At 51.4% G+C, this 26487-nt stretch carries 25 protein-coding genes; 15 read left to right on the top strand and 10 right to left on the bottom strand.

The genetic code is table 11. The annotated features are described in order from the left end of the window. Positions 1-17 precede the first annotated feature (17 nt). From CAG65_RS02135 to CAG65_RS02180, 10 genes are read left to right on the top strand one after another with little or no spacing between them, the layout of a single operon-like run. Complete coding sequence (locus CAG65_RS02135) at positions 18-1472, top strand: type II and III secretion system protein family protein (protein ID WP_161451862.1); 1455 nt, start codon at positions 18-20, stop codon at positions 1470-1472. A 12-nt stretch (positions 1473-1484) separates the two neighbouring features. Continuing rightward, complete coding sequence (locus CAG65_RS02140) at positions 1485-1706, top strand: hypothetical protein (RefSeq protein ID WP_021705938.1); 222 nt, start codon at positions 1485-1487, stop codon at positions 1704-1706. 26 nt (positions 1707-1732) lie between these two features. Continuing rightward, positions 1733-3010 carry a pilus assembly protein TadG-related protein gene (locus tag CAG65_RS02145; RefSeq protein ID WP_161451864.1) on the top strand — a complete coding sequence of 426 codons (1278 nt, stop codon included), beginning with the start codon at positions 1733-1735 and terminating at the stop codon, positions 3008-3010. A 1-nt stretch (position 3011) separates the two neighbouring features. After that, positions 3012-3473 carry a TadE/TadG family type IV pilus assembly protein gene (locus CAG65_RS02150; protein WP_021705936.1) on the top strand — a complete coding sequence of 154 codons (462 nt, stop codon included), beginning with the start codon at positions 3012-3014 and terminating at the stop codon, positions 3471-3473. Between the two features lie 2 nt (positions 3474-3475). Continuing rightward, positions 3476-4000 (top strand): TadE/TadG family type IV pilus assembly protein, encoded by a 525-nt coding sequence (locus CAG65_RS02155; protein WP_443098366.1) that lies wholly within the window; start codon positions 3476-3478, stop codon positions 3998-4000. 11 nt (positions 4001-4011) lie between these two features. Beyond that, positions 4012-5217 carry an AAA family ATPase gene (locus CAG65_RS02160; protein ID WP_021705934.1) on the top strand — a complete coding sequence of 402 codons (1206 nt, stop codon included), beginning with the start codon at positions 4012-4014 and terminating at the stop codon, positions 5215-5217. Between the two features lie 9 nt (positions 5218-5226). After that, positions 5227-6669, top strand: coding sequence for a CpaF family protein (locus CAG65_RS02165; protein WP_021705933.1), 1443 nt, complete (start codon positions 5227-5229; stop codon positions 6667-6669). Between the two features lie 13 nt (positions 6670-6682). Continuing rightward, the gene (locus CAG65_RS02170) at positions 6683-7651 is read left to right on the top strand and encodes a type II secretion system F family protein (RefSeq protein ID WP_021705932.1); all 969 of its coding nucleotides are present in this window, start codon (positions 6683-6685) and stop codon (positions 7649-7651) included. 3 nt (positions 7652-7654) lie between these two features. After that, the gene (locus tag CAG65_RS02175; RefSeq protein WP_161451868.1) at positions 7655-8599 is read left to right on the top strand and encodes a type II secretion system F family protein; all 945 of its coding nucleotides are present in this window, start codon (positions 7655-7657) and stop codon (positions 8597-8599) included. Between the two features lie 9 nt (positions 8600-8608). After that, on the top strand, positions 8609-9610 hold the full coding sequence (locus tag CAG65_RS02180; RefSeq protein WP_021705930.1) for a tetratricopeptide repeat protein: 1002 nt from the start codon (positions 8609-8611) through the stop codon (positions 9608-9610). A 90-nt stretch (positions 9611-9700) separates the two neighbouring features. Here the strand turns inward: CAG65_RS02180 and chrA are convergent, their stop codons facing one another. Next, positions 9701-10849 carry a chromate efflux transporter gene (chrA, locus tag CAG65_RS02185; RefSeq protein ID WP_161451871.1) on the bottom strand — a complete coding sequence of 383 codons (1149 nt, stop codon included), beginning with the start codon at positions 10847-10849 and terminating at the stop codon, positions 9701-9703. A gap of 106 nt (positions 10850-10955) precedes the next feature. Between chrA and CAG65_RS02190 the strand changes: the two genes are divergently transcribed. Beyond that, complete coding sequence (locus CAG65_RS02190) at positions 10956-11897, top strand: LysR family transcriptional regulator (protein WP_161451873.1); 942 nt, start codon at positions 10956-10958, stop codon at positions 11895-11897. Between the two features lie 26 nt (positions 11898-11923). Beyond that, the gene (locus tag CAG65_RS02195) at positions 11924-13015 is read left to right on the top strand and encodes a phosphatase PAP2 family protein (protein WP_161451875.1); all 1092 of its coding nucleotides are present in this window, start codon (positions 11924-11926) and stop codon (positions 13013-13015) included. A gap of 13 nt (positions 13016-13028) precedes the next feature. Here the strand turns inward: CAG65_RS02195 and CAG65_RS02200 are convergent, their stop codons facing one another. Beyond that, on the bottom strand, positions 13029-13580 hold the full coding sequence (locus CAG65_RS02200; RefSeq protein WP_161451877.1) for a gamma-glutamylcyclotransferase family protein: 552 nt from the start codon (positions 13578-13580) through the stop codon (positions 13029-13031). A 201-nt stretch (positions 13581-13781) separates the two neighbouring features. On the opposite strand from CAG65_RS02200, the gene CAG65_RS02205 reads away from it, so the two are divergent. After that, positions 13782-14966 carry an NnrS family protein gene (locus tag CAG65_RS02205; RefSeq protein ID WP_161451879.1) on the top strand — a complete coding sequence of 395 codons (1185 nt, stop codon included), beginning with the start codon at positions 13782-13784 and terminating at the stop codon, positions 14964-14966. Between the two features lie 57 nt (positions 14967-15023). Here CAG65_RS02205 and CAG65_RS02210 read toward each other — a convergent pair whose 3' ends face one another. From CAG65_RS02210 to CAG65_RS02235, 6 genes are all read right to left on the bottom strand, one after another. Further along, positions 15024-15959: a CorA family divalent cation transporter gene (locus CAG65_RS02210; RefSeq protein WP_161451881.1), complete on the bottom strand. Its 936-nt coding sequence runs from the start codon at positions 15957-15959 to the stop codon at positions 15024-15026. 138 nt (positions 15960-16097) lie between these two features. Further along, positions 16098-17636, bottom strand: coding sequence for a glycerol-3-phosphate dehydrogenase (gene glpD / locus CAG65_RS02215; protein ID WP_337247539.1), 1539 nt, complete (start codon positions 17634-17636; stop codon positions 16098-16100). Positions 17637-17822: 186 nt separating this feature from the next. Then, a complete protein-coding gene (locus tag CAG65_RS02220) occupies positions 17823-18593 on the bottom strand; it encodes a DeoR/GlpR family transcriptional regulator (protein WP_161451883.1) in 771 nt (256 codons plus the stop codon). A gap of 173 nt (positions 18594-18766) precedes the next feature. After that, positions 18767-20284 (bottom strand): glycerol kinase GlpK, encoded by a 1518-nt coding sequence (gene glpK, locus CAG65_RS02225; protein WP_021705921.1) that lies wholly within the window; start codon positions 20282-20284, stop codon positions 18767-18769. Positions 20285-20332: 48 nt separating this feature from the next. Continuing rightward, complete coding sequence (locus CAG65_RS02230) at positions 20333-21187, bottom strand: MIP/aquaporin family protein (protein ID WP_161451885.1); 855 nt, start codon at positions 21185-21187, stop codon at positions 20333-20335. Between the two features lie 417 nt (positions 21188-21604). Further along, positions 21605-22138: a TetR/AcrR family transcriptional regulator gene (locus CAG65_RS02235; protein ID WP_161451887.1), complete on the bottom strand. Its 534-nt coding sequence runs from the start codon at positions 22136-22138 to the stop codon at positions 21605-21607. Between the two features lie 292 nt (positions 22139-22430). Here CAG65_RS02235 and CAG65_RS02240 point away from each other — a divergent pair, with 292 nt between their 5' ends. Further along, positions 22431-22952: a DUF2867 domain-containing protein gene (locus tag CAG65_RS02240; RefSeq protein WP_161451889.1), complete on the top strand. Its 522-nt coding sequence runs from the start codon at positions 22431-22433 to the stop codon at positions 22950-22952. A 47-nt stretch (positions 22953-22999) separates the two neighbouring features. Here the strand turns inward: CAG65_RS02240 and dapD are convergent, their stop codons facing one another. Both dapD and CAG65_RS02250 read right to left on the bottom strand, forming a co-directional pair. Further along, the gene (dapD, locus tag CAG65_RS02245; protein ID WP_161451891.1) at positions 23000-24031 is read right to left on the bottom strand and encodes a 2,3,4,5-tetrahydropyridine-2,6-dicarboxylate N-succinyltransferase; all 1032 of its coding nucleotides are present in this window, start codon (positions 24029-24031) and stop codon (positions 23000-23002) included. Between the two features lie 339 nt (positions 24032-24370). Further along, positions 24371-24982 (bottom strand): peroxiredoxin C, encoded by a 612-nt coding sequence (locus CAG65_RS02250; protein ID WP_021705915.1) that lies wholly within the window; start codon positions 24980-24982, stop codon positions 24371-24373. Between the two features lie 212 nt (positions 24983-25194). Here CAG65_RS02250 and CAG65_RS02255 point away from each other — a divergent pair, with 212 nt between their 5' ends. Beyond that, complete coding sequence (locus CAG65_RS02255; RefSeq protein WP_021705914.1) at positions 25195-26100, top strand: hydrogen peroxide-inducible genes activator; 906 nt, start codon at positions 25195-25197, stop codon at positions 26098-26100. Positions 26101-26487 lie beyond the last annotated feature (387 nt).

Below are 26487 nucleotides of genomic sequence, written 5' to 3' on the forward strand. Positions count from 1 at the left end.
AAGTAATTAGGTGACTTATGAAAAGAATAATATTCGTGATATGTCATTTACTTATGACAAGTTTTGCGCTTCACGCTGCCACGATCCCATCCGGCAAGGTTGTCAGTGTTGCTCATCATCAGTCGACTCAGGTTGTGATTTCTGGGGCGGCGAAGAAAGTGACGTTAGGGGATCCGTCGGTAGTCGACATTCTGGTGTTACGCTCAAATGAGTTGTTCCTGGTCGGGAAAAAGCTTGGCTCCACCAATGTGTCTGTGTGGGATCGCCGCGGTCGATTAATTGAGTCGTTTAACGTTGAAGTAACGCATGACCTTAATACGCTCAAAGCTAAACTGCATCAGTTTTTGCCTAACGACCGGATTGAAGTCTACAGCTCTCAGGAGAAAATCGTCCTGCGTGGTCTGGTGAGTAATCAGCAGAACATGGATACCGCAGTGAAGATTGCTGAAACCTTTGCTGCCGGGAAAGCGGCGGATGAGGGGGACGACAAGAATGACGACGATGCTTCGGTGATTAATTTGCTGACCATTGGCGGTGCTCAACAGGTCACCCTGGAGGTTACCGTGGCCGAGGTACAGCGCACGCTGGTAAGACGTTTTGATTCGAACTTCCACTTTTTCCAAAAGAGCGGAGATTTCACCTGGGGAACCACTTCAGCGGGGGCGGCAATCGACAGCATTGGTCCGATTCTCAATATCCCTGCAGCAAATGATTTCGGCTTTCTCGGTTCGTTTATCGACAGCAATACCTTGTTCACATTTGCTTTAGATATCGCGAAGCAGAACGGTGTGGCCAAAGTCCTGGCGGAACCCAGTCTGACCGCACTGAGCGGCACCAAGGCCGATTTTCTGGCAGGGGGGGAGTTCCCGATTCCGGTGCCCAATGATGATGGCATCACCATCGCCTATAAAGAGTTTGGTGTGGCGCTGGATTTCATTCCGTACGTGCTGAGTGACAAGAAAATCAACCTCAAACTGTCGGTGAATGTCAGTGAGATCGCTAACTCAGGTGTACTGACTTACAACCCAGGCGACGTGAATGCGGCCTTCTTTATTCCGCCAATCACCAAGCGCAGTGCCGGGACCACCCTCGAACTGGCCGACGGTCAAACCATCGGTATCGCCGGGTTGCTCAGTGAGAATGCGCGCGACGTCAACAGCCGTATGCCGGGCTTTGGGGATATTCCGGTATTGGGGCAACTGTTCAAGAGTGAGGAATTTACATCCGGTGAAACTGAGCTGGTTATTTTGGTGACGCCGCGCCTGGCTCAGCCTATTGACCGTCGCCGAGTGTCGTTACCTACGGATGGCTTTGTCAGTCCGAACGATGTGGAATTCTACTTACTGGGTCGCGGGGCTCGTCTTGACTACAGCAAATACAAACGCGGAACCACCAGTCAGGGCAGTGCAGAGTCTTATAACTATACGTCGTCTGAGGGTGGCTCTGAAGGTAAGTTCGGCCACAGTCTGTAAGAGGAATACGAGATGAAAAGCGTACATATTGCCTTAACCGGAGCACTGTCGCTCGTTTTGCTGGGCTGCGCCAATGAGCCGAGTATGGGGATGTCAGTCAGCCAGTTAAGAGCGGAACAAACCCTGAACCCCACCGCATGGCAGGAAAACCTGGGTTACCTGCCTGAAGGAAGTGGGGAAAGAACATACGTCAGTCTGGAAGTTTATAACAATAATGGAGTCGCCAAAGAGTAAGTGATTTCTATCACGTAGGAGGGGCTATGTTAGTGCTTCATCATGGCCGACGTAAAGGAACGCAAAAAGGCATTACGCTGGTATTGATCAGTCTGATTATGCTGCTGTTGTTGGGTGTCGCAGCATTCAGTCTGGATTTGAACCACATGGTGCTGAACAAAACCCGGCTGCAAAATGCCGTTGATTCGGCCGCTTTGGCCGGTGCGGTGGTGGCAGACGACACAGGTGATGTGGATCAGGCTGAAGTTGCCGCTATTGCTGCAATGAACAGTTTTGCCACGTCAACCGGAAACTCAGAACTGACGTACACCGCAGAGAACATTGCTGTCACATTTTCTTATGACTATCAGACCTTTGTCCCTGCCGCGAGCTTTTCACCACCATCGGAAGATGCGGACATTTATGTGCGCGTGGCGGTGACGGATGTCTCTTTGACCGAGTTTCTCAGCTCATTGTTTGGTATCAACAAAGCGGTGGCAGCCAGTGCTGTGGCTGGTCGCAGTGCGGCCATCACTTACTCATGCAATATAACACCGATGGCGGTATGTGGTGATCCGGTCGCTGGGCAGGACGCTGTGTGGGGCTATCAGAACGACCCAGATATCTACGATGACATCAATTTGCCAGATCAGATTCATGAGTTGAAAGTGGGAGATCAGGATAACTCCGGCATGGGCCCCGGGAATTTTCAGCTGCTCGACTTTGGTCAAGGGGATGGCAATGGCGGCGGTGCCGCGTTGGTACGTAAGGCGATGTCCGGAGAGTATAACGGCTGTGCCACCATTGGGGATACGGTAACCACCAAGCCGGGGAACAGCATTGGCCCGGTGGCGCAAGGATTAAATACACGCCTGAACGATTTTACCGGACCGATTCCTAACGATGGTACCGTCTTGCCGGATCTCTATGTTCGTGAGCCAAATACTTTGGCTGAGTCAGATACGCCTTATGCTGGAGATCTGTACTACAGCGATTACCTCAACGAGCTCAGAAACTGTGAAGGTAATGGTGCCGAAGCTTCATGCGTACCGAACGACTACATAGAAAGTGGGCAAGCGGGGCGCCGTATCTTGCGGATTCCCATCGTGAACTGCACCGACGCAGGCGGTAAGACCGATCTGGATGTGCTTGGCTTCGGTTGCTTCTTCTTGTTGCAGAAAGTGGAAAACTCCGGTCAGTCGAGCGTGTTTGGCCAGTTCCTGTATGACTGCCCGATCAAAAACGGTTCGACGGGTATTGAAGCCAGTGACGTCGGTTTGTATCGCATCCAGCTGTATAAGGATCCGCTAGGGGGAGTGTCATAATATGCGTGTCATTACTCCCGTTAACCATCAGAAAAAATCGCAAGGGTTGGCAGCGCTGGAATTCATCATCTGTTTACCCGTGTTGTTGATGCTATCGGTACTGGTTCTGGACGTTGGACGGGTATTGATCCAGTACACCGAACTTAACAAAGCACTGCAAAATGGTGTGCGTTATGCGGTCGTGGATACCTACGGTACGCTCGATTTTACCGCGATAGCGGATGAAGGCAGCATCAAAAACGTGGTGATTTATGGTAATCCGCAGGTGAATGACAGTTCGGAGCCGATGATCGATTACATCTCAGCTGACGATATTGTCATCACGCAACCGACGCCGATCAGCAAAGAAGTGACCCTGTCGGCCAGCTTCGTTTATGAGCCGTTTTTCTCTGAACTGCCATTTTCCGACGTCTCACTGGCGTTTAACGTAGCGGCCTCATCGAAAATGAGGACAGCGCCATGAAGATATTAAGATTGCACCGTTTACAACGTGGTGTCACGCAATTGGAGTTCCTGATCATTGCGCTGGCGGTATTGCTGATTATCTTCGCCATTCTGGAGTTTGCGGCTTATTTCTATTCGATTCAGATGGTGAACGAAGTGACAAGGCGCTCGGTCAGGCTGGCCACGGTGTGTTATATCGCCGACCGGGACGATATTCCTGAAATGGAATCAGTTTCCGGCCTCTATCCGGCGGGCTTTTCCAAAAACAACCTGGAAATTACCTATCTGGATCAGAACGGTAATGAAGTCGATGTGTCCGGTTTTTTATCCACGCCGCCAGCGGACAATGCCACGCTGGATGCACAGTTTTCACAAATCAAGTATGTCAAAGCGCGCTCGGTGAACTATACCTTCCGATTTTTTGTGTTGTCAGCGTTGATTAACGCCATCGGCACCGCGCCCAGCTTTGAAACCATACTGCCGGCTGAGAGTCTGGGGATTCTTCGGCCGACCAGTCCGACCAGTACGGACAAGTCAGATTGCTAATGGAGATAGCCATGCTGAAGCCAGTGAAAGTGGAAAATGAATACGCCTCCCTCAAGACCAACCTGGTGTTGTGGGCGGTGTATTCAACGCCAACCTTTAAAGCTCACATGAGTAATGAGTTATCCAAATGTCTTAATCTCAATATTGAATGGATAGAACTCAGTGACTTCAACCTAGAAAAAATTCAAGGCAAACCGATCCCGGATCTGGTCTATATCGAAACCGGTGACAAATGGGCGCAAAAAGTCGCTCATGTGTATTCCAATGGTGAAAACTTCCAGAATGCCCACACGTCGTTGATCGTCTTTGGTGACGAACACGACACCCCCTCGCTTAAAATGGCGCTGCGCCTCGGGGCGTCGGATTACTTTTCCGATCAGGTGATGTTTGAAGAGCTCTACCCACTACTCAAAGAGGTAGCGGACGATAAGGTGGCGAACCGGAAAATGGGCAGCCTGACGTTATTCCTGAATACCAAAGGGGGCTCGGGGGCAACGACGCTGGCGTTGAACACGGCAATTGAGCTGGCCGGTTACGCCAAGAGCAGCGTGTTGCTGGTCGACCTGGATATGCGATTCAGTGACAGCGCGGACTACCTCGACTGCAAACCGAAGTACAGCATCAACAGCGTGATCGATTCGTTGAATGATCTGGATGAAATGTCGTTGGAAGGACTGGTACACAAACATCACTCTGGGCTGAATTACCTCGGTTTTGATCCTTTGAGTCTCAAAGACAACCACGACCACGCCGGACGGGTCAGCGCGTTGTTACCTGAACTGCGACAGTACTACGCACACATCATTGTGGATATGTCCGGTGGGGTGGAGCATATGTTCCAGAAAATCGTCTCTCCTGCCACGCGGGTTTTTCTGGTGATGCAGCAGAACGTGATTTCGGTGAAACATGCGTCGCAGTACCTGCGTAGTCTGGAATACGATTTTGGTCTCAACAAAAGCCAGATAGAACTGCTGGTGAACCGCTATGACAAAAAGGCCTCGATCTCGACCAAAGACATTGAAAAAGCGATTCCGAACGTACCGGTGCACATGGTGCCAAACAATTTCAACCTGGCGATGGAATGCGCCAACCTGGGTAGCCCGATTGTTCAGTCGAAGAAAAACAGTGCACTGAAATCGTCTCTGGCCGAAATCTCACACAAACTGGAAGTGCCTGATGAGGAAAACGCCAGTTGGATCAAGAAACTCTTTTCTTAAGGGGGAGCTATGTTTTTCAAAAGAAAAGCCATCAACAGCGACTACGAAGAAACCAGCTCTCTCGGTAATCTGGTTCAACGCTCTGAAGAGCTGAAAGCGGCCGAAGTGCTAGAAGAAAGCGGCACCAAGTTGTCCAACATTGACGCCAAAGTGAAGTTTATCGAAGAGCAGAAAAAGCAGCTTGAGCAGGAGATGGAAATTAAGCATTACTACCACAAGAAGCTGCTGGATACGCTTGATTTAGGCCTGCTCTCTCACCTTGAAGAGGATCGAGCCCGGACGGAATTGCGTGAAGCCATCATTCACCTGCTCAATGATGACCGTACCCACCCGATGAGTTCGGAAGCGCGTACCCGAATCATTGCGCAGATTGAAGATGAAGTGTTTGGCTTGGGGCCGCTGGAGCCGTTGCTGTCAGATCGCACCATCTCCGATATTCTGGTCAACGGGCCGAAAAATATCTACGTGGAACGGTTCGGTAAGCTGGAGCGAACGCCTCATACCTTCCTGGATGAGCGTCATCTGCGAAACATCATTGACCGGATTGTCAGCCAGGTCGGCCGGCGTATTGATGAGTCCTCTCCTATGGTGGATGCCCGCCTGAAAGACGGTTCCCGCTTTAATGCCATCATTCCTCCTCTGGCTATTGACGGGCCATCAGTCTCGATTCGCCGGTTCTCGGTGGATCGTCTGACGATGGATAACCTGCTGGAACTCAACTCGTTGACGCCACCAATGGCCAAGTTTCTTGAAGCCGCCGTGGTGGGGGAAATGAATATCCTGATTTCTGGGGGGACCGGTTCGGGTAAAACCACCACTTTGAACATTTTTTCCGGCTTTATTCCGAAAGATCAACGTATTGTCACCATCGAGGACTCGGCGGAACTGCAATTGCAACAGCCGCATGTCATTCGTCTCGAAACCCGCCCGGCCAATATAGAAGGCAAAGGGGAAATCACTCAGCGTGAGCTGGTGAAAAATTCACTCCGGATGCGTCCGGACCGGATTGTGATTGGTGAGGTGCGCGGCAGCGAAGCGGTGGATATGCTGTCGGCGATGAACACCGGTCACGACGGCTCTCTGGCGACCATTCACGCCAACACACCACGCGACGCCCTGAGCAGGATAGAAAACATGTTCTCTATGGCTGGCTGGAATGTTTCGACCAAAAACCTGCGTTCCCAGATTGCCTCGGCGATCCATATTGTGGTGCAAATGGAGCGCTTGGAAGACGGTAAACGTCGTATGGTCAGCGTGCAGGAAATCAACGGTATGGAAGGCGATATCATCACCATGTCTGAGATTTTCCGCTTTCAGCGTCAAGGGGTCGACGAAAATGGCAACGTGATTGGTCAGTACATGCCGACGGGGATAGTGCCGCATTGCCACGATCAATTGGTCAAACGCGGGCTGGATGTTCCGTTTGAAATTTTTAACGACAAGGCTCGTTAATTAGGGAGGCGCTATGGATAGCCAATTACCCATCTTTTTAATCCTGTTGTTTTTGTCGGTGTTTTTCATCAGCCAGGCGCTGATCCTGCCGTCGGCCGGGAAGAAGGTCAGGCACAAACAACTGGTGAAGCGACTGCGGGACAGTCAGCGCAACATCGATCAGGAGAGCATTTCCCTGTTGAGAGAAAATGCGCTTAAGGATCTCTCTCCGTTGGAGAAATGGCTGATTCAGTTCTCGTATTTTGAAGGCTTTAAGAAAAAGCTCGAGCTGGCTGGGATTCAAATGTCGTTCAGTAAGTTCATGTTTTTATCTTTCTTGCTGGCCTTTACCGCAGCGCTGGTGTTGGTGTTGTTTGATCAGGTCTGGTATGTCTGTCTTGGTGGCGCGCTGAGTGTTTGGGGAGCCGAACATTTCTTCATCAGTAAACGCATTTCCGATCGGTTGATGAAGTTTGAAGAGCAGTTGCCTGAGGCGCTGGACATTATCAAACGGGTATTGCAGGCCGGCCAGCCGATCAACCAGGCGTTCGGTGAAGTCGGACGGGAAATGCCTGAGCCCATCGGCTCTGAATTTCGCAATACGTTCAACCTGCTGAACTACGGATACGATATCCGTTTGGCGGTCACGCAGATGTCCGAACGGACACCTACCGTGTCGATGCTGGCATTTTCCAGTGCGGTGTTGTTGCAGAAAGAGACCGGCGGTAACTTAACCGAAAACCTCGACAAGTTGTCTCGGCTGTTGCGGGCACGATTTAAACTCGGGCGTAAGATCCGGACCATCTCTGCGGAGTCCCGTATGTCGGCCTGGGTACTGGTGCTGGCGCCGTTTGCGCTCTACATCATTATTGCGCTGATCAAACCGGACTATATCTCGGCCTTGCATACTCACCCGACCGGGATCAAGCTGGTGGGCGGCGGGATGGTGGCGTTGTTCCTCGGCACCTTGTGGATTCGTAAAATCATCAACATCGAGGTGTGAATCATGAATACTGATGCCATTCGTTCCTGGTTTAATTCTCTGTTGGTCAACCAAGAGCTGTTATTTATCGCTTTTGTCGTGATTACTACTATGTTGTTAGTACTCACTGTCGGCTCCGTGTTGATCGGCGTACGTTCGCCGATGAAAAGAAAACTGGCGGAGTTGTCGGGAGAGAAAGCCGATGTGACACCGAACCCGAACGTATTTTCAACTCTGGAGTCACTGGCGCCGATCATGTCGCCGAAAAGTGACAAAGAGCGTCAGAGTACCCGTGCCAAATTGATGCACGCTGGGTTCCATCGCGGCAACGCGTTGTCACTGTTTTATTCGCTTAAATCGGTGACCACCATTGTCGGGCTGGTGGCCGCAAGCATTATTTATCTGTCGATTCCGGATTCTAAATATCTGGTTCTGAGCATGGTGTTTGCGGTGGGATTGGGCTTGTTCCTGCCGGACATCGTCTTGGCCAGAATGGTCAAAAACCGACAAAAGAACATTCGTGCCGGTATTCCTGATGCGCTGGATCTGCTGGTGGTCTGTACCGAGTCGGGGTTGGGGTTTAATGCCTCTTTGCGGCGTGTGGCCGACGAGTTGGTGATCTCTCACCCGGAACTGGCCGATGAACTCGATACGGTGTGCGTCAAGATTAAAGCGGGGGTCACCATGCCGGATGCGCTGCGAGAGCTGGTGGTTCGTACTGGTCTGGAAGAGTTGATGGGGCTGGTCAGTATGCTCAGCCATGCATCACGTATTGGGGGCAGTCTGGTCAATTCTTTGCGTGAATATACTGAAGATTACCGGGACAAACGTCAGCAGGCTGCGGAAGAGATTGCGGCAAAAATTCCGGTAAAAATGATGTTTCCGATGGTGCTGTTTATCTGGCCGTGTTTCTTTATCGTTGCAATCGGTCCGGCTCTGATTTCTCTGTCTGAAGCTTTTGCTAAGTAAGGGGGCGTTATGTGGATGAAAAAGGGAATGGTTGTCATCACCCTCGGTGTACTGACAGCGTGTAGCACAGGGCCACAAGGTCCGAATTTTGACGATACGCTTTATGCCGGTAAACCGGTGGACTCGCTGACCAGCGATGCGCCGCCCAAAACGGAGAAAGAAGCCATCACCCGGGGTGATGTCGCGTTATCCAAAAAAAACGTGGATCTGGCGCTGTATGAGTACATACGTTCGCTGTCATTTCAGAATGCACAATACAAAGATCAAACGCTGTATACCATTGGCCGTATTCACCTGACCCGCGAAGACAATGCACTGGCGGAGAAGGCATTTCTGGCGTCGATCGATGCCAATCCGAACTTTCCCGGATCATTGGAAGAGCTGGGAGTCATGTACGCCAAGCAGGGTCGCAAAGATGAAGCGATGGGGTATTTCCTCAAAGCGATTAATGCGGACCAGATTCGCCTGGGTGGTAAACCGGATCTGACGTTGAGTAATCTCAATGAAGACAAAGTGGCGCAATTGAAAGAAGACGCTAAATCACCGCTGAAAGCACTGGTGGGGATTGGGGTATTGTATGATGTCAAAGACGAGCATGTGCTGGCGCAAAGCCTTTACAATAAAGCCTTGTCGGCGAATGCCCAGAATGTCAGCGCGTTGGTGAATCTCGGGTATTCATACTACATGTCGGATGAATACAACGATGCAGAGCAATATACCAACCGGGCGTTGAGTTTGGATCCGGGCAATGAACGGGCGATCAATAACTTGGCGTTGATCTACATTTCCAAAGGTAAGATGCGTCAGGCGCTGAATATTTTCAGCCGTCATATGAGTGAACCGGAAGCGCTTAATAACATTGGTTATTTTCTGATCTTGCAAGATCGTCCCGAAGAGGCGATCCCTTATCTCCAGGAAGCGATAGACAAGAGTCCGTCATACTATCCGGTGGCCAACGAAAATCTTGAACGGGCGCTGGCTGAAGTGCGCGAAATGGATATCAAAACCTGAAATCAGGATCATTCGGTGATTCCAACCGTCAAAAAGGAGAGCATCGGCTCTCCTTTTTATTTGTTTGGCGGTGGGTGTGTACGCGAACGCTTAAAAACTACCGAGTATCAGCCCACTAAAAATAAATAACGCCACCATCCAGACAATCGGCAGGCGCCACTGTTTAAGCAGGTAAACGCCCAGCAACACCATCGCCAAATCCAGCGGAGCCGAGACGGCGCTGGTGAACACTGGCGTGTACAACGCAGATAACAACAAGCCCACCACGGATGCATTTACTCCGTTCACCGCACCTGAGATAGCTGGCCGGCGGGCCAGAAGCTGCCAGTTTTTCAGTACTCCGAGCAGCAGCAGAAATCCCGGTAGAAAAACCGCTAGAGTGGCCAGAAGGGCACCGAGCAGCGGAGCATCGGGCAGCAGTTCAAACCCCAGGTAAGTGGCAAAAGTAAACATCGGGCCCGGAACCGCCTGAGCGGCGGCGTAGCCGGTCAGAAAGACATCACGGGAGAGTTGTTCGCCGATGAGGTTTTGCAACAGCGGCAATACTACGTGACCACCGCCAAACACTAGACTGCCAGCTTGATAAAAGTGGCTGAACAGTGCCAGTGACGGATTGAGATTGGCGAGCCAGGGGAGCGCAATCAGTAAGGTAGCAAACAAGAATAGGGGAAGGATGTTCGTCGATAGTGTCTCTTGAGCCTCCGTCGAATCCGGTCTTTGAGCGAGATATCGCACACCGATCACGGCCGAGCCGACCAGTACGGTGATTTGAGCCCATAGTCCTGGCACCAGTAATAAGGTGATGGCAGTGAACAGACACAGCGTGACGGTGAGGCGGTTCTGGCAAAAGTTGCGATACATGCCAAGCGTAGCATCGGCAACCACTACTACGGCCAGCAATTTCAGCCCGTGTACCGCATGGTGAAACAGGCTGGCATCGGTGAACTGGCTGCTGAGCGTTGCCAGTAATAGCATCAACAGAACAGAGGGCAGTGTAAAACCGATAAAAGCCAGACATGCGCCCGCCAAACCACCGCGTTTATAACCCAGAGCGAAACCTACCTGACTGGAGCCGGGACCAGGCAGAAACTGACTCAGCGCCACCAGTTGCGCGTATTCGTGATCGTCCAGCCACTTCAGTTTTTCAACGAAGGTTGTCCGGAAGTAGCCGATGTGCGCCGCTGGTCCGCCAAAACTTATCCAACCGAGCGCAAAAAAGGTTTTGAAAATTGAGAACATGATGACTCTCTGAACATGAACAACAGGCTTAATCTAAGGCTTGCTTTATAATGACTCAAATTAATAGTTTAGATAATTAACATGAATAAGATGGGATATTGTGAAAATGCGTACGGATATCAACTGGAGAAGTATTGATCTTAATTTGCTGGTCAGTTTTTCGTTTCTCTATCAGTATCGTAGTGTGAGTCTGGCTGCGGAGCAGTGTCATGTCAGCCAGTCGGCCATGAGCCACAGTTTGTCGCGTCTGAGGCAATGGCTGAACAATCCGTTGTTTGAGCGTCGGGGTTATCTCATGGAGCCGACGGAGGTCGCGCACCAGTTGGCGCCGATCATTGAACGGATCCTCTGCACCGTCCAGAGTGAATTGCTGACCGTGCCGGAATTTATTCCGGCTGAATATCAGGGAGTCTGCCGAATCGGGTTGACCGATTATGCCGAGTTTATTTATGCGCCGGATCTTTATGATGCGATTCACACCGCAGCTCCTCAGGCTCAGGTGAGCTTTGTGAATGTCAATCGGCACAATTACCAAAAAGTGGTGGAGGAGGACAAGCTGGATTTGGTGATTGGCAGTATTGCGAAGCCCGCTGAGGCTTTTGAGACTCAGTGGCTCTATACCGAGCAGCACGTGTGTCTGTTCGACCCCAATTGCGTCCCTATGGAGGCGCTTGATGATGTTGCGACGTTTGCTTCAATCGAGCAGGCGCTGGTCAGCCCCGATGGTCAGCTAAGCACGCCGGTGGACGCCAGTCTAGCAGAGCATGGGCTGACACGTCGTGTGACTGTGGCGTCGCGCAACTTTCTGACCATTCGCAGTTTGCTCAGTCGCCGACCTCTGGTGGCTATTGTGCCCAGACAAATGGCATTGGCGAGTGGGTTTGATGATGCGCTCGCGTTTGCCCCGCCTCCTGTGGCGGTGGGAGATTTTGACATTTCGATGCTGTGGCTGAAAGCCCGCACACTGGATGACAAAAGCGGTTGGTTAAGACAACTAGTGCAAGCGCGTCTGGGCGACAATGGCGAGAAAAAGACTACACTGAAATAAGGTAAGGATACCAAGGCGGAGGCTCAGTGGCCGAGCTCAGTCGCAGCAAACTTAATCTTCAGGTGGATTGGCAGGCAGTCAGAATGGACTTATACCAGGATCGACTGCTGTATTGGTTTGTGCTGTTTTCGTCTCTGGTCACGGCGGTGATAGTGTGGTTCAACCGCGAACGCATCGTCTATCAGTACCAGTTTGATGTGTACCTCAGCCTGATCTCAACCTGCCTGAGCGCGACGTTTATCTGTTGGGTGATTTACTACTATTTTCGTCTGATGTTTCAGCGCGAGCCGAGGCCGTTTCTGAAATTTTATCAGGCCGTGAAGGCTATGGTGTGGCCTCTGAACCGACCACTCACGTTTGCGGTCAGGATCTTGCTGCTCAACATCTGTTTCGCCAATTACACCTACATCAAAGAGATCATTCCCGAGCTGCAACCATTCCAGTTTGATGAGGCGTTTTATCGTTGGGATCAATGGCTGCATGGCGGCGTGGATCCATGGCAACTGACACATGCCGTGTTTGCCAATCAGTACGCATCCCTGTTTTTGAATGTGTTGTATCACCTGTGGTTTTTCTTTTTGTGGGGCAGTTTTCTGTATTTTGTCTGCGTGTGTCGTCAGCAACGTTTGCGGTTGCAGTTTTTGCTCAGTTTGCTGGTGTGCTGGTTTGTGCTGGGGAATCTGCTGGCGATTGCGCTGTCGTCCGCCGGGCCATGTTTTATTCAACTGCTTGAGCCGGCCAACAGCAGCTATCAGCCCTTAATGGCGTTACTCGAACAGCAAAACCTTGCCCTCAAGTCGGCGCAGTTTTTTGAACTCTGGGCACTCAATGTTCAGGATCTGCTTTGGCAGGCACATACTCATCGTGGAACGCAGTTAGGCTCCGGGATCTCGGCTATGCCGAGCATGCACGTTGCTTCGGCGGTGTTGTTCGCACTGGGCGCTTATCAGGTGAATAAACGCCTCGGATGGGTGATGTGGGGCTACGCCGCATTGATACAAGTAGGCTCAGTTCATCTGGCCTGGCATTATGCCGTGGATGGTTATGTGGCCGTGGCGGCGACGTTGTTGATCTGGTTCAGCGTGAAATGGCTGCTCAGTCGCACATCGTCATGTTGAGCCGCGATATCATTTAGCGAACTTCGGCCAGCAAGGCGTCAATCACGGGTTGATGGTGGGCTTCCACACCGGCGAGGTTACCGTATTTGGGATCCTGACGGTCATTTTCCAGAGGGAAGTGCCAGCCCACCGTATGTTCTACAAAGTGACGGGCAAATTGGGCGGACACGTTCAGACAGCCGGCCAGGACAGTATCAACGTACGTCTGCATGATTGGGCTGAGCGAGCAAGGTGGCTCAGGTGTGTCTTTAACGTAGACCCAGATGGTTTGTCCGCGTTCGAAGTGATGCTCGGTTTCTATTTGCTCTGCATCGATGGCGACGCGGTGATAGCCTCGCTCGCGGCGGTCAAACTCTTCCAACGCTGCCGGATCGATATCAAGCAAAACGCCATTGACCTGACCTTCTCCTCGGTTAACCACCAGTGGCGACAGGGTGTAGCTGTCATCAATTTTCCCCCAGTAGCGCACCAATCCATGCGCGATCGCCGGAATGGCCTGGCCAGTCTGGCCTGTAAGTTGACGAGAGGCGGCGTTAATCAGGCTTCCGTAGCCAAAAATGTACATGGTAATTTCCTTGTGAGTCGGCTGAGAAGGTTTTATTGATTCCATCGAGTCATATTGACTTGTTTTTGGTTGAGTCAATATGACCACACTGTCATTCAATGTATTGATTCTCTTGGTTTTGTTTAGTTGGAACAAAAGCTGCATTGGTCAGATAAGTTTTTATGATGGTCAATGCCTGACTGGCTGCTTTGGAGTTCCGTCTTGCTCAATATTACTGATAAACGCGTTGAAGAAAAGATCCCGGCGTGGTTGCGCTTGGGATTTCGTCCTTTTTTCCTGCTTGGTGCGACGTACGCGCTGATTGCCATTCCTCTCTGGGTGTGGATGTTTCAGCATGGACAACTCGCAGGGTTGCGTGTCCCGGCGTTGTGGTGGCACGTGCACGAAATGTTGTTTGGTTTCGCCATGGCCATTGTCGCCGGGTTCGTGTTGACTGCGGTGCAAAACTGGACTGGCATCAATGGCACCAAGCATTACCGTTTGGCGCTGTTAGTGGGGCTGTGGCTGGCGCCGCGTATTTTGTTCTGGACTCCGACGCCGTTGTGGCTGATTTCCTCCATTGAGGCGCTGTTCTTACTCTTGGTGGCTGTGGAGGTGGGAAGTCGGGTGGTCAAAGCGCGTGGATGGCGGAATCTGTTTTTTGTGCCTTTGTTGTTATTGGCGCTGGTGGCGAATTTTGCAGCCTACGCCACGATCAAAGGTATGCCGCCGTTCAGCAGTGCGGCAGTGTGGCAGGCGATGCTGTGGTGGTTCACTCTGTTGTTGTCAGTGATGGGGGCGAGGGTGATTCCGTTCTTTACCGCGCGCCGTTTTCAGTTCGACAAAGCCCAGCCGTTAACATGGCTGGAATGGGCGGCGAATCTGCCGTTGGTGGCCCTGTTTGTGCTGAGTTTCTTTCCGCTGGTCTTTGCTGAACTCGGGCGCGGACTGATGGTGCTGGCTGGCGCAGCGCAACTGGTGAGAATGTGGCGTTGGAGACCTTGGACAACCTTGAGCGAGCCGCTGGTCTGGTCGCTGCACGCCGGTTATTTGTGTTTGCCTCTGAGCTTGTTGATGCGCGGCTTGTGGCCCAATCCGTTGGCGCAGCACAACATGATTCACCTGTTTGCCATTGGCGCGCTGGGTGGGGTCATTCTGGCCATGATCGCACGTGTGACTATGGGGCACACCGGACGGGCCATTTATCAGGGGCCGGATATGCGTCTCGCATTCGCAGCGATTGTGCTGGCGGCGCTGGTTCGCGGGCTGGGTGTGGCGTTGCTGCCCCAGTTTATGATGTGGTGGCTAGACATCAGTGCCGCTCTTTGGGTACTGGCGTTCGGACTGTATCTGTGGCGCTTCGGTTACATGCTGGTAACGCCGCGTCAGGACGGACATCCAGGCTAGAGGCCGGGCGTATTGCCATTCTCAGCAATACGCCTCGGTGATTGCGTCGTCGCGGCGTTATCTGCCGACAAAGCGCAGTCGGCGCAGCAGCAACCATTCTGCACCAAAGATCGCGATCAGGGCGATACAGAACCAGGTAAAGGCCATCGGCGATTCCACGCCGGGCATCCCGCCGATGTTGATCCCAAGTAACCCGGTTAAGAAGCTGGTGGGTAGGAAAATCGTAGCCACAACCGTAAACAGGTAGCTGTTCTGGCTGACTTTCTCTTCATGGCGCTGATGCAGTTCTTCTTTAAACAGCTCCAGTTCACCGAGGTAGAAGTCGATGGTTTCGTTGATGCGGGTGATGTTGTTGAGCGCGTAACGGATCTGGTGTGGCCGGCTGGCCAGCAAGCTTACGTCGGATTCGGCCAGATCCCGAATGGCGTATTGCTGTGGACGTATAAAGCGTTTAACGGCCAGCAAGGCTTTCTGGGTTGGGATAATATCATGGCTGTCTTCGTCATCGATATCCAACTCATCCACTCGGTTTTCGACCGTTTCTAAATGTTGATCAATTTTGCCATTGAGGCCATCGATGATCTGGATAAGCAGATCTGCCAGTTGTTTGGGGCCGCGCTCTTCAGCCAGAGCCTGACGGATCTCCATAATGGCACGCGAGGGGACTTTGCGGGTGGAGATCAACGCTCCGTTGTAAAACAGAATACGAACACTGAGCATGTCTTCCGGGGCGGCATCCTGATTCATGTTCATGCCCCGCAGGATCAGCATGAAATTTTGCTCATCGTACTGATGGAAAGAGGGACGAGATTCATCAGCGAGCAGGTGTTTTACCGTACTTTTGGGGATCTGATTGTTCAGCAACCAGTCACGGATGTCCGGATGCTGACGTTCACAGTGATACCAATGATTGGCTTGGATGACGTTGCTGTCCGCTTCCAGCCGTTGTGCAGGCTGTGGGGTGAAATCCCACTGCTCAATCATAAATCCCATAGCGCTTCCTTTTTTGGTTCAGCTCGCCGGTCATGAATGTGGTCGAGTACTGTCGCATTATGGGAGGTGTGGCGTATTACTGTCCAATAAAAAAGCCTGCATTTGCAGGCTTTTCACACAGGATTTCAATAAGTTTACTTAGCTGACCTTACACAGGCTGAGTACTTTATCTTCCGGATGCTGCGCTTTGATGTAGTCGCTGACCGCTTGCTGAGCCGTTTGATCCAGATACAGGCCCAGCTTGGTACGACGCCACAGCAAGTCATCGGCTGTCTTAACATGCTCATGGTCGATCAGATAGTCGATCTCACGCTGGTAAACGCCTTCGGCAAAGCATTCTCCCATGTCTTCCAGGGTATCAACGTTGGCCAGCATCTTACGCGTGTAAGTACCGAACTGACGCACATAACGCATCGCCAATTTTTCGGTTAGCCAAGGGTATTGATCACGCAGTGACTGAGCAAGTTGCGCGCGACTGCAACTGAAGTTACCGCCAGGCAGACTTTCGTTCGCGGTCCAGGATTTGCCCATGTTCGCAAAGTAAGGTTCCAGTTTTTTCATCGCGGCTTCACCAAGCTTACGATAGGTGGTCAGTTTGCCGCCAAAGATAGACAACAATGGCGCCTGGTCCATCTCCTGTTCAAGTTCCAGCGTGTAGTCACGTGTAATGGCTTGAGGAGAATCCGACTCATCATCGCACAGAGGACGGACGCCACTGTATGTCCAGACCACATCGTCACGGCTGAGTTGTTTGATGAAGTGCTGGTTCACGATGTCGATCAGGTAGTCAACTTCATCATCCACAATCGCCACTTCACGCGGATCACCCTGGTATTCTACGTCGGTGGTGCCGATGATCGAGAACTCATCCATATACGGGATAACGAACACAATCCGGTTGTCTTTGTTTTGCAGAATGTAAGCCTGCTCTTCATCGTGTACGCGTGGCACAACAATGTGTGAGCCTTTGATCAAGCGGATGTTGCGAGGTGACGGTGAGTGCAGACCGTCATCAAAGAACTGTTTGACCCAAGGACCCGCTGCATTGACTAGGGCTTTGGCACGACGTTCGAACTGCTCACCGGTGATCTGATTGGTGATGGTGACACGCCAGATACCTTGTTCACGGACGGCGCTGTCGACTTTACAGTAGTTGGCCACTTCGGCGCCGTTTTCTTGTGCGGCCAGAATATTAAGCAGTACCAGGCGCGCGTCGTCTACCCAGCAATCTGAGTATTCGAAACCGACTTTCATCTCTTCTTTCAACAGGCCGGACTTGGCTAAATCCACGGTGTGGCTCGCCGGCAGTGTCGTGCGCTTGCCCAAGTGATCATACAGGAACAAACCACAACGGATCATCCAGGCCGGGCGCAGGTAAGGGCGATGGGGGAGGCGGAAGCGCATCGGCTGAGCCACATGGGGGGCTTTTTTCAGGATCACTTCGCGTTCAGCGAGCGCTTCCGAAACCAGACGGAACTCGTAGTGCTCCAGGTAGCGCAGGCCTCCGTGGATCAGTTTTGAACTGGCCGACGAGGTAGCAGAAGCAAAATCGTTCGCTTCAAACAGGCCAACTGTTAAACCACGACCTGCTGCATCGGCGGCGATACCGGCACCGTTAATTCCGCCACCGATAATGAGCATATCGAGGAGGCGAGTGTCTTTGTCTTGCTTCTTCATATCCATAGTTACTGACCTTGTTAAGTTTGAGCGAACGAGCATTTAAGAAGATAAAGGAACTATAGCGTGACTTTCGTTTGTGATCATCTTTTATTTTCGTTTTTGAGCGTTTTGTGTGATTTGGACATAAAAAAACCTCTTCGTTAGTCGAAGAGGTTATCAGTTCGGGTGACTAGGCGGGGGCGATCAGCGTTCGGCAGCCACTTCCATTGGGATCTGATGCTCGCGCAAAATTGCCTGAATCTCTGCCGGTGGCGCCTGGTCGGTAAACAGCGTATGGATCTGAGCAATATTTCCCAGTTTGACCATCGCATTGCGGCCGAATTTGGAGTGGTCGACGGCAAGAAATACGCTGCGGCTGTTTTCGATGATTGCCTGTTTGACGCGTACTTCATGGTAGTCGAAATCGAGCAGCGAGCCGTCCAGGTCAATACCGCTGATGCCCAGAATGCCGAAGTCGAGACGGAACTGTTTGATAAAATCCAGTGTGGCTTCGCCGACAATGCCGCCGTCGCGGTTGCGTACTTCACCGCCGGCCAGAATCACGGTGATCTCCGGGTTGGGCAATAAGATGCTGGCAACGTTAAGGTTGTTGGTCACCACGCGCAGTTGAGTGTGGTTCTTGCATAATTCCCGGGCGACGGCTTCCGGAGTCGTGCCGATGTCGATAAACAGCGTGGCCCCGTTGGGAATGTGTTTGACTAGCTCTTCTGCGATCAGATCTTTTTCGGTGAAGTTGTGCGATTTGCGTGTTGAGTAAGAGGTGTTTTCAGAACTGAGAGGAATGGTAGCACCACCGTGGTAGCGACGGATTTTGTTTTCGTCGGCCAGTTCATTGAGGTCTCGGCGGATGGTCTGCGGGCTGACGTTGAAACGCTCAACCAGTTCATCGGTACTGACATAACCCTGTTTTTTGACCAGCTCAATAATCTGCTGGTGGCGTGGAATTTGTTTCACACATGACTCCCTGATGTGTCCGGAACGCGCCGGAAATCTTCGAAAATGCTCACTCACGCTATTGTGCGCCAAATTTTCGGAGTCGAGAAGCAACAATCCTCAGGAATCGGGGCCGAAACGCAAAAAGAGCGTTCATAGAACGCTCTTTTGCTCATTAATCGCTATTACCAGGGTTAGTCTTCGCTGGCACGCAGCTCAGCCCAGGTTTGGGCACATTTGACTGCGCGCTTCCAGCCTTTGTAACGACGGTCGCGTTTCTCTTCGTCGTGGTGAGGCAAGAAGGTGCGATCCAGCACGGCTTTGTCTTTCACTTCTTCAATACTGTTCCAGAACCCAACAGCCAGGCCCGCCAGATACGCCGCGCCCAGCGCCGTTACTTCCGTCACTTGCGGGCGGTGCACTGGTGTATCCAGTACATCTGACTGGAACTGCATCAGGAAGTTATTCGCCACCGCGCCACCGTCCACACGCAGCGCAGAAAGGCGGATACCGGAATCGGCCTGCATCGCATCCAGCACATCACGGGTTTGGTATGCAATCCCTTCGAGTGTGGCACGGATGATGTGGTTTGAATTCACGCCGCGGGTCAGACCAACGATGGTGCCGCGAGCGTAGGCATCCCAATATGGCGCGCCCAGACCAGTAAAGGCTGGAACCACATAGACGCCGTTTGAGGTGTCCACTTTGGTCGCGAAGTATTCAGAGTCGTGCGCGTCTGAGATCAGTTTAAGTTCATCACGCAGCCACTGAATAGATGCACCACCCATAAAGACTGCGCCTTCCAGTGCGTAGGCTGGCTCACCTTGCGGGCCGCACGCCAGAGTTGTCAGCAAGCCGTTTCTTGAGGTTACTTTTTCCTGACCTGTGTTCATCAGCAGGAAGCAGCCGGTGCCGTAGGTGTTTTTCGCCTGACCGGCCTGGACACACATCTGACCATACAGCGCGGCTTGCTGGTCTCCGGCAATACCGGCGATTGGGATACGAGTCCCGCCCTTACCACCGATGTTGGTCTGGCCGTACACTTCCGAAGAACGTTTGACTTCCGGCATCATAGAAGCAGGGATACCCATCTCATCCAGCAACTTCTGATCCCATTGCAGGTCATTGATGTTGAACAGCATGGTGCGCGAGGCATTGGTGTAGTCGGTCACATGCACACGGCCCTGAGTCATTTTCCACACCAGCCAGGTATCGACCGTACCGAACAGCAGTTTACCCGCTTCGGCATCTTCACGCGCACCTTCGACATTGTCGAGGATCCACTTAACTTTGGTGCCTGAGAAATACGGGTCAAGAACCAGACCGGTATTGTCACGGATATACTCTTCCAGACCACGTTTTTTCAGTTCTTCACAGATGTCGGCGGTGCGGCGGCACTGCCAGACAATCGCGTTGTACACTGGTTTCCCGGTTTCTTTGTTCCACACGATGGTGGTTTCGCGCTGGTTGGTGATACCGATGGCGGCAATCTCGTCGCTGCGGATACCCGATTTTGCCAGTGCTTCCACCATGGTGGAGCTCTGAGAGGCCCAGATCTCCAGTGGGTTATGTTCAACCCAGCCCGCTTCCGGATAGATTTGATCGAACTCGCGCTGAGCGACGCTGACGATATTGGCGTCGTGGTCCAGAATAACGGCACGTGAACTGGTGGTGCCCTGGTCTAAGGCGACGATGTACTTTTGCTCGTTCATGTTGGAATCCTTGTATTCTTTTCTATCTGTAATTTTAGGCGATCTGCGTTAGACGCGAGCCTCTTCATTGGTTTCTACGTCTTCACATTGATTTGGAATGGTGCAGCCATGCCCCTGTTGTGGCAGGTAAGCGCCAATCGCTTTCGGGTACAACCAGGCACCGAAACAAGCACCAAATATCGGCGCCAAAAGTGGAACAATAAAGTAAGGGATATCACGCGCGCCGGACAGGGCGTAATCCCAACCTGCCAGGTAAGCAAACAGTTTCGGGCCAAAATCACGGGCCGGGTTCATCGCAAAACCGGTCAATGGACCCAGTGAACCACCAATCACCGCGATCAGAATACCGATCAGCAGAGGGTTCATCGCTCCGCGTGCGGCGCCATTGTTTTCATCGCCCAACGCCAGGATGGCAAACATCAGCACGGCCGTGATCACAAACTCAACGGCAAAGGCACCGGAGATGCTCAGAGCGGAGTTCGCATAGGTTGAGAAAATGCCAGCGGTGGCCAGGGCCTGCTCGCTACTGCGGACAAAGTTGTGCGCAATCTCGTAGTCGGTAAACAGGTTGCTGTAGAGGCTGTACACCAGCGCCGCAGAGCAGAACGCGCCCAGCATTTGAGCAATGATGTACGGAATGACTTTGGCTTTATCGAAGCCATGGAATGCCGCCAGAGCGATGGTGACCGCCGGATTAATGTGGGCGCCGGATACGCCAGCGGTGCAGTAAATGGCGATGGAGACACCAAAGCCCCAAACAATACTGATTTCCCACTGGCCGAACTGGGCTCCGGTCAGTACCAGAGCGGCTACGCAGCCTACGCCGAAGAAAATCAGCAATCCTGTGCCGATAAATTCGGCCAGACACTCACCTAAGAGTGTCGGTTGTTTTTGTGTCGTCATGGTAAGAGTCCTTGTTAGTTTCACTTATGCCTGTGTCATTGTTATCTGGCATGGTGTAATTCTGCACAATTAAACGATTGCGAAAATAAACAAACACTCAAAATGAGCGTTCGAGCATAAAATTATTAACTAAAAGTGGAATTTTTGTTAAATGCATCATCATTTGCGCAAAAACGAATCAAAATTGACGTGAAACTGCTAAGGCAGGGAATAACAACAACGGGTTAATATACGCTTTTTGTCATAACTGGTTGTTGATATTACATTTTATTAACCGAAGGCTAAGTGCTTAGTGATGAATCTGTGATTTTAGTGGCACACTGGCGGTGCGATAGGGTGACCGATGACCAGTTTGTTTATTTACTGGTCAGACCAAACTGAGAGTTAAAATGTTCGCATAGGAACATTGGGGTTACGTTAATGGGGAGATGAAGCCAGGATCTGGCGATATTTGCTTTCCAGCTCATGCAATGCTTGCGACACATCAGGGTCGGGTTTACTCAGGTGGCGGATCAGCGTCATGAAGTAGCAGTCCATCAATAGCGGCAGCTTTGCTTTCAATGCCGGAGGCTGGCTGACATGGTCGAACAGCTGTTGGTTAAAGTTCTGATAATACTCCAAATCCCAGATGACCTCTTTCAGCAGAGCGCGACTGAGCGCAACGTTGGCAAAGTAATACTGGTAGTACGTGCGAGCCAGGTGCATACCGGTATCGAACTCGCCGTTGCCCGAGTGTTGCGTCAACGCCTGCTGGCTTAACTGGGTCAGTTGAGACAGCATGCCTTCGCGCAGCAGGGTCAGTTTATTAGGGAAATGGCTGAACACAGTGCCATCGGCCACTCCAGCTTGCCGGGCGATCTGTCGGGTGGTGGTTTCTTCATAGCCGGATTCGGCAAACAGCTGCCAAGCAGCCTGCAAGATACGTTCTCGGGTCTGTGTGCGTTTACTCATTTGGGATCTCTGATACGAAAACTTGGCTGATCATACCCTTGGGCTGAGTTATTGACAAACTGAGCGTGCTCAATTATAAAAAAATGAGCGCGCTCACTTTTTGGGGGTGAATCATGGATTTTATTAAAACGTTCGGGCAGTGGCTGATTTTCCTGCCAGCAATTTTTTGCTTTTCATACGTACTCAGACCAATGTTGCTGGTACTCCTGATCCCTGGGGGACTTTTGCTCTTAGCCATTTTGGGCGGGCAGGAAGTACGTCAGCCTTTATTTGCCATGCTTAAGGAGCAATTATGGCCAGGTTCGACACGCTGCCAGAACACAGCGCCCTGATAACCCGGCGGGCGCAGTGTGACTTTTGTGATGCCGTAAGCTTTGTTCTGCCCGATGCGGAGCCTGCATGGCAACCTGATCAGGTGTATGCGGAAGTGTTTGCTCGCTTGCCCGGTTTTGTGGAACGTATGATGCTGTTGCGTAACGCGCTGGTAAAACCGTTGGGATTTCGGGTTCAACCTGTTGGCCTGACGGTGTCATTGGCGGAACTCAGAGCCGGACAGGGAAGTGGTTTACATCAGATTGACATCTTGACGGAGAATGAAATCGTCTGCACCAGTGAGGAGCGGCATATGCAAGTATCGCTGTCCGTCTATCGTCGTATGCCGCGGGAGTTTACACTCTCCACCATGGTGACCACTCACTCTCGGCTGGGATATTGGTATCTGCAGGCTATCATTCCTTGGCACAAAGTGATTGCAATGGCGAGTGTCCGGCAGATGGTCAGACGAATGGAAATGGAAGTTGCAACCCAGCGATAAAAAAGCCGGGCGTTTGGCCCGGCTCATTTCAGTTCACAATGTGCGCGTTAGTTGTTGCTGTGCAACTCGCTGTTCAGCTCTACCGCGGTCTTGTTCGCCAGGCACTCGATTTGTCCGGTGACTGAGTTACGACGGAACAGCAGATCCGAGACGCCAGCCAGATCACGCGCTTTGACCACTTCGACTTCGTTGCCGTCAGAGTCCAGCATGCGTATTTTTGAACCGGCAGTGACATACAGACCGGATTCAACGGTACAGCGATCACCCAGTGGGAAGCCCAGTCCTGCGTTGGCACCCAGCAGTGAGTTTTCGCCAATGGAGACCACCACTTTGCCACCGCCAGACAGTGTACCCATGATCGATGCGCCACCGCCGATGTCGGAACCGTCACCGACTACCACACCAGCTGAAATACGACCTTCGACCATGCTGACGCCTGTTGTACCGGCATTGAAGTTAATAAAGCCTTCATGCATCACTGTGGTGCCTTCACCCACGTGTGCGCCAAGACGGACACGTGAGGTGTCTGCAATGCGTACGCCGTTTGGTACCACATAGTCGACCATTTTCGGGAATTTATCCACGCAGTCGACACTCAAAGCCCGGCCAGCCAGGCGAGCTTCAATTTGGCGCTCAGCAAGTTCAGGCAGATCGATCGGACCTTCGCTGGTCCAGGCGATGTTGTGCAGCAGGCCAAAAATGCCGTCCAGCACGGTGCCGTGTGGTTGCACCAGGCGGTTCGAGATCAGTTGCAGTTTCAGGAAGCCTTCGGCAACAGACTGAGGTTGTTGGTCTTCTGCCAGGATCACCAGCACCAATGGTTGTGCAGATGCTGCGGCTTTGGCTGCGAAAGCAGCATTCGCCTGGTCACCGTGAGCTTCAAACGCTTGCGCCAGCTCGGCGCTTTGCTCGGCTCTGATTTCCAGAGTTTGATTGCCTTGGGTGTAACCACTGACGGTTGCCAGATCTGCAACCAATTCGTCGCTAGGGTTGAGTACCGGATGAGGGAAAAATGCTTCGATGATTTTACCGTCACGGTTTTTGGTAGCCGTACCAAAGGCCAGAGAAAAATGAGCCATGTTGAATCTCCATGTAAAGAGTGAGTCCGACGCCAGGGCGGCAGACCGGAATTGAGCTGCTTTCATCTTAATGACAGCGTTTTCGACTTTAAAGAGCCGCAGGAGAGAAAGTCTTGGAACCGATATGTTTTGTCTGATGAGAGATATTGGTGTCTTTTGGGGAAAATGCATTGCTCGTCTGCGGACCAGCGTAAACCGTCACGAGCAGCCATTAAAAAGCCCGAAGCGTTCACTTCGGGCTTTATCAGACTTTACTTTTAACTGATTGGCGATGCGCTGTGCGCTTATGCTTTATCTCGGTCCAACCATTCACCCGTTGAGCGGGGTGTTAAAAGTGAATTACTTTTTAGCCAGGTCACCAGCGTGCTCAGACAGGAAGCTTGCTACGCCTTTCGGAGATGCGTCCATACCTGCTTTGCCTTCTTCCCATTGTGCTGGGCAAACTTCACCGTGCTTCTGGTGGAAGTTCAGTGCGTCAACCATACGCAGCATTTCGTCGATGTTACGGCCCAGTGGAAGATCGTTAACAACCTGGTGACGTACTACGCCTTCTTCGTCGATTAGGAAAGAACCACGGAAAGCAACGCCGGCTTCTGGGTGCTCTACATCGTACGCTTTAACGACTTCGTGTTTAACGTCAGCAACCAGTGGGTATTTAACTTGACCGATACCGCCGTTCTCAACAGCAGTGTTACGCCATGCGTTGTGAGAGAACTGAGAATCGATAGATACGCCGATTACTTCTACGCCTTTCGCTTGGAAGTCAGCGAAACGGTTGTCGAATGCGATCAGTTCAGATGGGCAAACGAAAGTGAAATCTAGTGGGTAGAAAAATACGACAGCTTTCTTACCTTTAGTGAATTCTGCAAAGTTGAAGTTATCAACGATTTCACCGTTACCTAGCACTGCTGCAGCAGTAAAATCAGGGGCTTGACGACCTACTAGTACCATTTTTTTGCTCCTAAGATGAATGGTTTAGTGCCAAAGCCGGGCAAGATGCCCGGCTTTGGTCCGTGTTTGTACGAGACAAACTATAGTACAGATTGTAGTATTGAAAAAAGCGAAATAAATAGATTGAGTTAATCGAAAAAAGCGATTTAACCAAGTAAATAGATAGAGGGCTGCGTGGTGCTCTGTAGATTGACGCAGATAGTAGTGAAGCAATGAATAAATGGCCAAGTTTAAAGCAGTTACATTATTTAGTGACGCTGTATGAAACGCGTCATTTCAGCGATGCAGCGCAGCGTTGTTTTGTCAGTCAGTCGACGCTGAGCAAAGGGATCCAGAATCTGGAAACTTTGATCGGTTGCCCGCTGTACGAGAAAAAAGACAAAAAGAGTCCGTTGGTGTTTACTCAAGCAGGGGAACTGGTGGTTCAGCACGGGCGAGACTTGTTGGCGAAAGGCCAGGATCTGGTCGAATTGGGTAATCAATGCCAGGGCGACACCATGCAAGGTCAGCTGAAAGTTGGTTGTATTCCGACCATTGCGCCCTTTTTGCTCGGTGATTTGGTGCAGGAAGTGAATGGCCGTTTTCCGCAATTGAACCTGCTATTGCGCGAAGACACCACCACAAACCTGTTGACCGCGCTGCGTCACGGTGAGCTGGACGTTTTGATTCTGGCATTGCCGGTTGAAATTGATGGCATGGAGAGCCGGGTGGTGGGCATCGATCCGTTCAAAATGGTGATCAGCCGTCATCAGGCCGATGGTATCCGGGTGCCGATCAAGTATGATGATTTGCCGGATGAGTCGGTATTTTTGCTCGAAAAAGAACACTGTTTGACCGAGCATGCGGTGTCGGCCTGTAAACTGACTGACAAAGAGAAGATCAACCCATTTACTGCGACCAGTTTACACACCCTGGTCCAGATGGTCGCGAATGGCCTTGGAACGACGTTTATTCCGCAGATGGCGATTGAACATGGCTTGCTGGATAATCAGAATCTGGTGGTGGTTGAACCTCCGGGTCAGCAGGCATATCGTGAAATTGGCCTTGTCTGGCGGCCGAGTTCGTCTCGGGTAAATACCTTCAATAAATTGGCTGAGGTGGTCTCCGGTCTACTTTAGCCCTAAGTCTTATCCCCATTTCTTACCATTTTCCTCGGAAAGCACACTGGTTTTTGTGTGCTTTCTAGCATTTTATCCTGTGCGTTAATTTTAACTTGTAAAATTTCACAGACGTTCTTTAGTGAAGCTTTCATAAAATTGTGAAATTTGACAATGTTAATTTTACATTTCCGTGAGCCGTTCTTGTTTGACTGGCCTCTCTATACCACTTCTCCCGCCATATGCACTCCGGCTGTTGTCATGCACGTCGATATTCATACGTGCGTTTAAAACTCTAAATTGCCTTGTATTTGAGTGTAATTAAATTACGTAACTGGTTACATTTTTAATGCTGAATTTAAGCATTTGTTTGAAACGGAATAAAACTTTGAATTTAACGTTTTGTTT

This window comes from Vibrio sp. V39_P1S14PM300, from assembly GCF_009904765.1.
Taxonomy (GTDB): domain Bacteria; phylum Pseudomonadota; class Gammaproteobacteria; order Enterobacterales; family Vibrionaceae; genus Vibrio; species Vibrio proteolyticus.